This is a genomic window from Geofilum rhodophaeum (assembly GCF_002210225.1).
Taxonomy (GTDB): Bacteria; Bacteroidota; Bacteroidia; order Bacteroidales; family Marinilabiliaceae; genus Geofilum; species Geofilum rhodophaeum.
In genome coordinates this window covers 1-5,969 of the sequence record NZ_MWUJ01000042.1, presented here as the reverse complement: position 1 = coordinate 5,969, position 5,969 = coordinate 1, and the positions used below count along the sequence as shown (strand labels likewise).

Here is a 5,969-nt window from a genome sequence, read left to right as displayed (position 1 = left end):
GTATGAAACGTTGGGGATTGCGGGCTTCGTCACTGTCTGCCGTTGCAAAAGCTGATGCGGGGCAGAACACTTCAAGTAACAACTTAAACCCCAATGTTTTATACATGATGTTGGCACTAGTTTTTCTTTGTTTTTGTCTTCATTTGTAACTGATATAGAATTAATTGAGGCAAAATAAAAATCAACATCAATAAATGTTTTGAATCAAATCCTTTCGTAACAATAAAAACAATCATAATCAGTATTCCCAATACTAGAATTGTCGTATTAATTCTTAATGCCCAAATTAGATAGCCTTTCTCAGCCCAAACATCCCAACTGTCTTTGATTTTCAAATTCTTTATCTCACTGGTCAAGAAACTAATAAATTTTTGAGAATCACTTTTAAACAATTTACTAGGATTTCCATGACCTAATACTATTTCATTATTATCAGTTAAAATCTTACGAAGTATTTGTCCTTGATTGTCAAGTACAATACTTTTTATCTCTGAAATCTCAATTGTCGGGATGTCTTTATATTTGAAAATCAACTTATTTTCCCAATCAAATTTTAGTTTGTTATTTTCAAAAGTCACTAAAAGTCTACCCACTGTAAAATATCTCAGTAACAGAATTAATCCGATAAATCCGCTAATCGTGATTGTTAATTGAAAAAATGAATTGTCAATATGTGAAGGTAGTAGTAAAATCGGAAACATTAATGTTATGAAAATCAGAACACTTAAAAGCACTCTGTTCTGTCTATAAATCAATATATTAAAGGTTTTCATTCTTGTAGGTGGTCTTTTTAAAATTAGTGCCAACGGTGGCAATATGACCAGTGGCGGTTTACGGGCGACATCCCTGTCAACCGTTACAAACCTCTATGCGGGGCAGACACTTTCAAGTCACTACTGCGCCCGCTATTGGTTATATTGCGTGTTGTGCGTAGAATCTATTTTGCTAAAATATCTGTCCAATTTTGTTTCATAGGAATCTTCAACTCTTAATATATACACCGCAGCAAGAAATCTATCTTCAACTTTGCCAAAATCAAATTCATCATGGACCATCCATAAACCAACACTTGTAGAAAGGTCTCCCATTCCAACTATATGTTCATGTAATTCTGTATATCTTTTGTCATTATTCCCAACTTGTTCCATGTAATCAATATAGCGCCCGAAAGGATTTATTGATAAACACTTAATATAATCAATATTAGTCAGGATAGTGTCTCTATAATTTAGCCTGTCTATATGAGTATCGAAGATCCAAATGGCGTCAAAAGCACCTTTATCTAGGCTTTCCAGGAAATCGAATTTCTCTTTTTCCGAAAAAGGACTAATCCGCTTGTTTTCACGTATTCCTTTACCATAAATTTCAAAAAAGTCATGATAAGCCTCTGCTTCATTTTTGTTGTTAGTTATTGCCACAACAGCACTATCAACAAAATCAATCATTAATGCGAAACTTTCAATTTCTGTAGGACTAAATATGTTGGATAAATACTTATCGGTACTTAAGTCAATTTTATGGTGATTGATATTTTCACAAGAAAACAGACCTATTAGAACCCAAAAAACCAATACCATTCTTGAATTTTCCATAAAGCTATAATTATTGTAGTTTTTTTATTTTCGGACTAACACAAAATTAAACGTCAGTAAATCAATGATATATACTTTAATAATTTTCTTCAATTTTCATTCATTTTTTTGAACATTCATTTACGTTAGCTTTAGTAGTCAATGTCTCTGGAATAGGGTGAATTACGCACAACACCCACATGTATGAAACGATGGGGGCTTGCGAGGGTCGTTATTGTCTGCTGTTAGTTAACCTGCTACGGGGAATGGATTTACACTGAACACAAAAACCCCCATTGTTTTATACATGATGTTGGGGGCATGTGCATTTTTTCCACAAATCAAATTTTCAGTTCTCAATAAAAAGGGGCTTAGTATCGTTTGTGTTTTCTGTCTCAAATTCAGTTCCTCTTCTTATGAATATTGTATTCATTTTCAGGTTCATTATAAGATGGTCCTTTTCTGGTTGATGGTTGTATTTTATATTGTTAAAAATCAACACCTTGCTTTCGCTGAAAAGTTGATAAGACAAAGTGTCTTTATAATGGTCGATATAAGTATTCAACGAATCATTATAACTCCATCTTATACAATAATCACAGTCAGTTAAAAACATAGAAATATAATACTTATTCTCTTTTCTTGAAATGAGTCCAGCATAATGATAGAACCCATAATCTGATATTGAATTGATTGTGTCATTTGAGGTTATCATAATTGCTCTTTTAAACAAATAAGCTGAATCATTGCGGATGGATAGAGAATTTAAAAAATACCATTGTCCTTCAGAGCTTGAATCGGTGATTTGTTCAAGTCCTTCATAATAACCATTTACAATCTGAGAAAAGGAATTATTAGAAAGAAACAATAATCCTATAATAATCAGTTTACGCATATTTTGTTTTTTTTCTTTGCATTGCCCCCCAACGAGCACATGTATGAAATTGTTGGGGGCTTGCGAGCCTCGCTATTGTCTGCCGTTAATTAATTTGCTACGGGGAATGGATTTACACTGAACTCATAAACCCCCAATATTTTATACATGATGTTAGCAACTGGGTATTTTAGTTTTCCTTAATTAAATTCTAGTCGTAATTTCTAAATTCTGCCAAACCAATCATATAAATCATGTATGGCCACATTTCTGTTCCTATTGCTCCAGGATGAGTGCCGACATTGGAAGTTACTTCAAATACACCATCTTCTTCTCGTTGTATCTCAGAAGTATACTTAAGTGCCAACTTAGAATAGTTTTTCATAATGAGTAAGACTTTCAAATTATCTTCTTTTTCATCTTCAGCTTCACCAAAAGTTCCTAAACAAAAATAGAAAGTCAAAGTACTGTCCTTTCCCGCCGATTCAAATAAGTTGTCATTTTCCATAATATCAACAATTTCATCGAACGGCTCAAAAGCAATTATTGAATAGTCATAGTTTACAGAGTCAACAGCGGACAATTTGATCGTAAACTTACTCCCAAGGGGAAATGCAAATCCATTCGAAGGAATTGTTGGAAGCTCTTGAGCATTAATCAGTAGACTAATACTTAAAATTGATAACAATAGTATCCTTTTCATTTGTAAATTAGTGTTATAGTAGAATAGTTGCATACATTGAGAGGGGATTATTTGCCTTGTTGCTAACGGTAAATTGTAAGTTGTCGTTGCGGATTTCGGAGCTCGTTCCTGTCTGGTAGGACGGAACGATGTTGCGAGAATCTAGCGAACGACACCGCACGAACCCCGCAATGCAATTTACAAAGTGTTATCGGCTGTTTTTGTTATTCTGCTTGTCAATTCTTGTATTTCCTTGAACGCCTTTTCTGCTAACTTTTTATTATTCTCTGAATTTATTAAGCTAAAAGTCAGATTTTTATTAAAGTCGTTAAACTTTATATCATCATCGAAAATCTTCAATAGAAGCATCCATTTAGTTTGCTTGTATTCTTCATAGGCAGAAGTTAAACTTGCGATTGTTTTAGAAAATTCAAAATCTGCATTTTCTTTTACTGGAATGCCAAAGTAAAAATGGTCATAGTTTGCAGAGAATGTTAAACTAATAAAAATTTCTTCTTTGGTTTTAAAGATTATGTTGCATTTTTGTTTGTTTTTTTGTCCTTTTCTATACGTCTCATAATGCGTTAGCTCTGAAATACAATTATTTTTCTTTTGACTTGTAATATTATCTCGGTCGAACGGTTTTACAAGTTCGTAATTATCATCAGCAATTATCAGGTTTTGTAGATTATTCCAAAAGTCAAAGACAGAATGCCATTTTACATGCTTAAAATTCTCTATTATTTTTTTTGCGGAGTCCATATTATCCTTTGAACTACCAATTAATTCTTTGTAGGCAATTCGTTCTTCTATGCTTGAACTATTTCCTGTCATATTGTTTATTAATTTTTGATACTGGATTATTGATTCTCTTAAAAATGGCTCAGATACAACGTATTTTAAACATTCGTTTAACCAAGGCAATATTAAATACTCGTAGCTGTAGATATATAAATTTTCAAAGTCTTTATACTTACCGATACTTTCAATTGAAGGTTCATGTCCATCTATTGTCAAATAAATCACATAGATACTTTTATTGGGTATCTCTTCGTTAATTATCGCATGGTTGATATATCTTTCCAATTGACCGCCTGAAGATAGATTGCTATCGCCTGCATATATTTTATTCTCGATAATAATGCATTGTTTTTCCTTTCTGTTGAGGATTAATATGTCAATATTATTGTTTTCTTTTTTGTCATTTTCTCGCGGAAATACTTGTGTATTCTCATTTATGACAAATTTGTTTAAATCCTCAATTTGTGAAATGAATTCTACTAAGAAATTTGTTTTGTGTCCGTGTCTGCCATTTGGTTGTAGTAGAACAGATATAAAGCGTGAATGAAGTCTTCTTTCATCATGAGTTTTATGTAAAGCAGAAAATATGTTGAATTTTTCTTCTCTGTCAGCAATTGCCTGATATTTTTTTCTGATAATGCTTAATTCCTTTAGGAAATATTCCATGATACTTGGTTTTGTTAAAATTGCCGATAACGGACGGCGGTAAGAAATCGTTGCGCACTTAAATGCGCTTCAGTATCAAGCCGCTAAGCCGTTTATTATTTGTTAGATTGTTCAAAATTAGCACTATCTGCGCAATGTTTTTTACCGCGTGTTGTAGTGCGTTTATTGTTCATTATTAAGTCATAAATGTCAGTTATAAATAATCCAAATACCCCAATCAATAAAAATGGTACAACTAAGCTCCAATCATAATAGACTTTTAAGGGAATTGAAATCAAGATAAGTATTAACAATAATTTATAATACTTTCTACTATATATCAAAGCACCTGCAGTCGCATAAATAAATAACTTATAAACACAAGAAATCAAGAACAATGCGGTTATTTGAAAAAACAATTTATCAACTATATATTTAGGAATTATTTTCTGAAAGAAAAATAGTAACCCAATCATGGTTAAGACTAAAATATCTTGAATTATTGCTGTTTTTAACCCTTGAATAAAGTTTCGGTGTGCAATGCTGTAAAAAATCAAAGTGATAACAAACACTGTTAATAGAAAGATTGAGAAAATGTTTATTGTATCAGAATCATACAACTGACCATACTTTGCACTAGATACAATAACATCCTGCGTGCTATTGTCTGGAATCAAGTGTGATAGTTTACTAATTAACATCCTTTCAATTGTAGAATCAGCTATTTCAACATGAGAATTAAACTCAATTTTGAAATATTGAATACCTTCTAGTGTTGCAGCTCCATACTTCTGAACTCTCAGCAAATCGCAATCTATTGAACTTTCAATTATTTTAGACATATCAAATTCTGATGTTTTGGCATCACTTGCTACTATTATCACATTAGAACCTGTGAAATGAAAATCCTTTAGTTTCTCGGTTGTAAAGCCAAATACTGCAATAATAATGACAATCAAAATGGACAACAATCTTAAACGTCGCATTTTTCCTGTAGGAAAATTAGGGTCATCACTAGTGTTAACTTTTTGTTCCGCTTTAATAAAGAATAAAATAATCAGGTTAAAAGATAATGATACAATAATCACTATTCCATGAATAAATTGGCTTGTTATTTGAATTTGAGTCTCTAATAATCCTAAAATCAGCCATGCCATTAAATAAAAAACAATAAGCTTTTTGCTATACTGTCTTTTTAAATCTAAATCAAATAATTCTTTGTATTGAAATCTATAAATAATTGAGTCGAGAATAATCATTAAGAAAAATGCTATCTCGATAATAATCGGTGGAGTTAACCAAATACTCATCTTTTCCTTTGCTTAATATTCATTTCTAAACTACTCGCTGATTCAATGCTGCAAATGCACTACAACGGTCACGTATATGAAATGTT

At 31.9% G+C, this 5,969-nt stretch carries 6 protein-coding genes; all 6 read right to left on the bottom strand.

The features are described from left to right. Positions 1 to 116 precede the first annotated feature (116 nt). The 6 genes from B4W65_RS16770 to B4W65_RS16745 all read right to left on the bottom strand — a co-directional run bounded on the left by B4W65_RS16770 (position 117) and on the right by B4W65_RS16745 (position 5,883). Positions 117 to 773: a hypothetical protein gene (locus tag B4W65_RS16770; protein WP_088656316.1), complete on the bottom strand. Its 657-nt coding sequence runs from the start codon at positions 771 to 773 to the stop codon at positions 117 to 119. Between the two features lie 132 nt (positions 774 to 905). Then, positions 906 to 1,592, bottom strand: a complete 687-nt coding sequence (locus tag B4W65_RS16765; RefSeq protein ID WP_146697829.1) for a hypothetical protein — start codon at positions 1,590 to 1,592, stop codon at positions 906 to 908. Positions 1,593 to 1,920: 328 nt separating this feature from the next. Beyond that, entirely contained in the window at positions 1,921 to 2,466 is a 546-nt protein-coding gene (locus B4W65_RS16760; RefSeq protein ID WP_088656314.1) for a hypothetical protein, read from the bottom strand. Between the two features lie 190 nt (positions 2,467 to 2,656). Continuing rightward, positions 2,657 to 3,148 carry a hypothetical protein gene (locus B4W65_RS16755; RefSeq protein ID WP_146697828.1) on the bottom strand — a complete coding sequence of 164 codons (492 nt, stop codon included), beginning with the start codon at positions 3,146 to 3,148 and terminating at the stop codon, positions 2,657 to 2,659. Between the two features lie 177 nt (positions 3,149 to 3,325). Further along, complete coding sequence (locus tag B4W65_RS16750; RefSeq protein ID WP_088656312.1) at positions 3,326 to 4,594, bottom strand: PDDEXK-like family protein; 1,269 nt, start codon at positions 4,592 to 4,594, stop codon at positions 3,326 to 3,328. A 95-nt stretch (positions 4,595 to 4,689) separates the two neighbouring features. Beyond that, on the bottom strand, positions 4,690 to 5,883 hold the full coding sequence (locus tag B4W65_RS16745; protein ID WP_088656311.1) for a hypothetical protein: 1,194 nt from the start codon (positions 5,881 to 5,883) through the stop codon (positions 4,690 to 4,692). Positions 5,884 to 5,969: the final 86 nt, after the last annotated feature.

Coding starts and splice junctions, on each gene's coding strand:
- B4W65_RS16770 (WP_088656316.1), bottom strand. CDS start 773: ATGAAAACCTTTAATATATTGATTTATAGACAGAACAGAGTGCTTTTA.
- B4W65_RS16765 (WP_146697829.1), bottom strand. CDS start 1,592: ATGGAAAATTCAAGAATGGTATTGGTTTTTTGGGTTCTAATAGGTCTG.
- B4W65_RS16760 (WP_088656314.1), bottom strand. CDS start 2,466: ATGCGTAAACTGATTATTATAGGATTATTGTTTCTTTCTAATAATTCC.
- B4W65_RS16755 (WP_146697828.1), bottom strand. CDS start 3,148: ATGAAAAGGATACTATTGTTATCAATTTTAAGTATTAGTCTACTGATT.
- B4W65_RS16750 (WP_088656312.1), bottom strand. CDS start 4,594: ATGGAATATTTCCTAAAGGAATTAAGCATTATCAGAAAAAAATATCAG.
- B4W65_RS16745 (WP_088656311.1), bottom strand. CDS start 5,883: ATGAGTATTTGGTTAACTCCACCGATTATTATCGAGATAGCATTTTTC.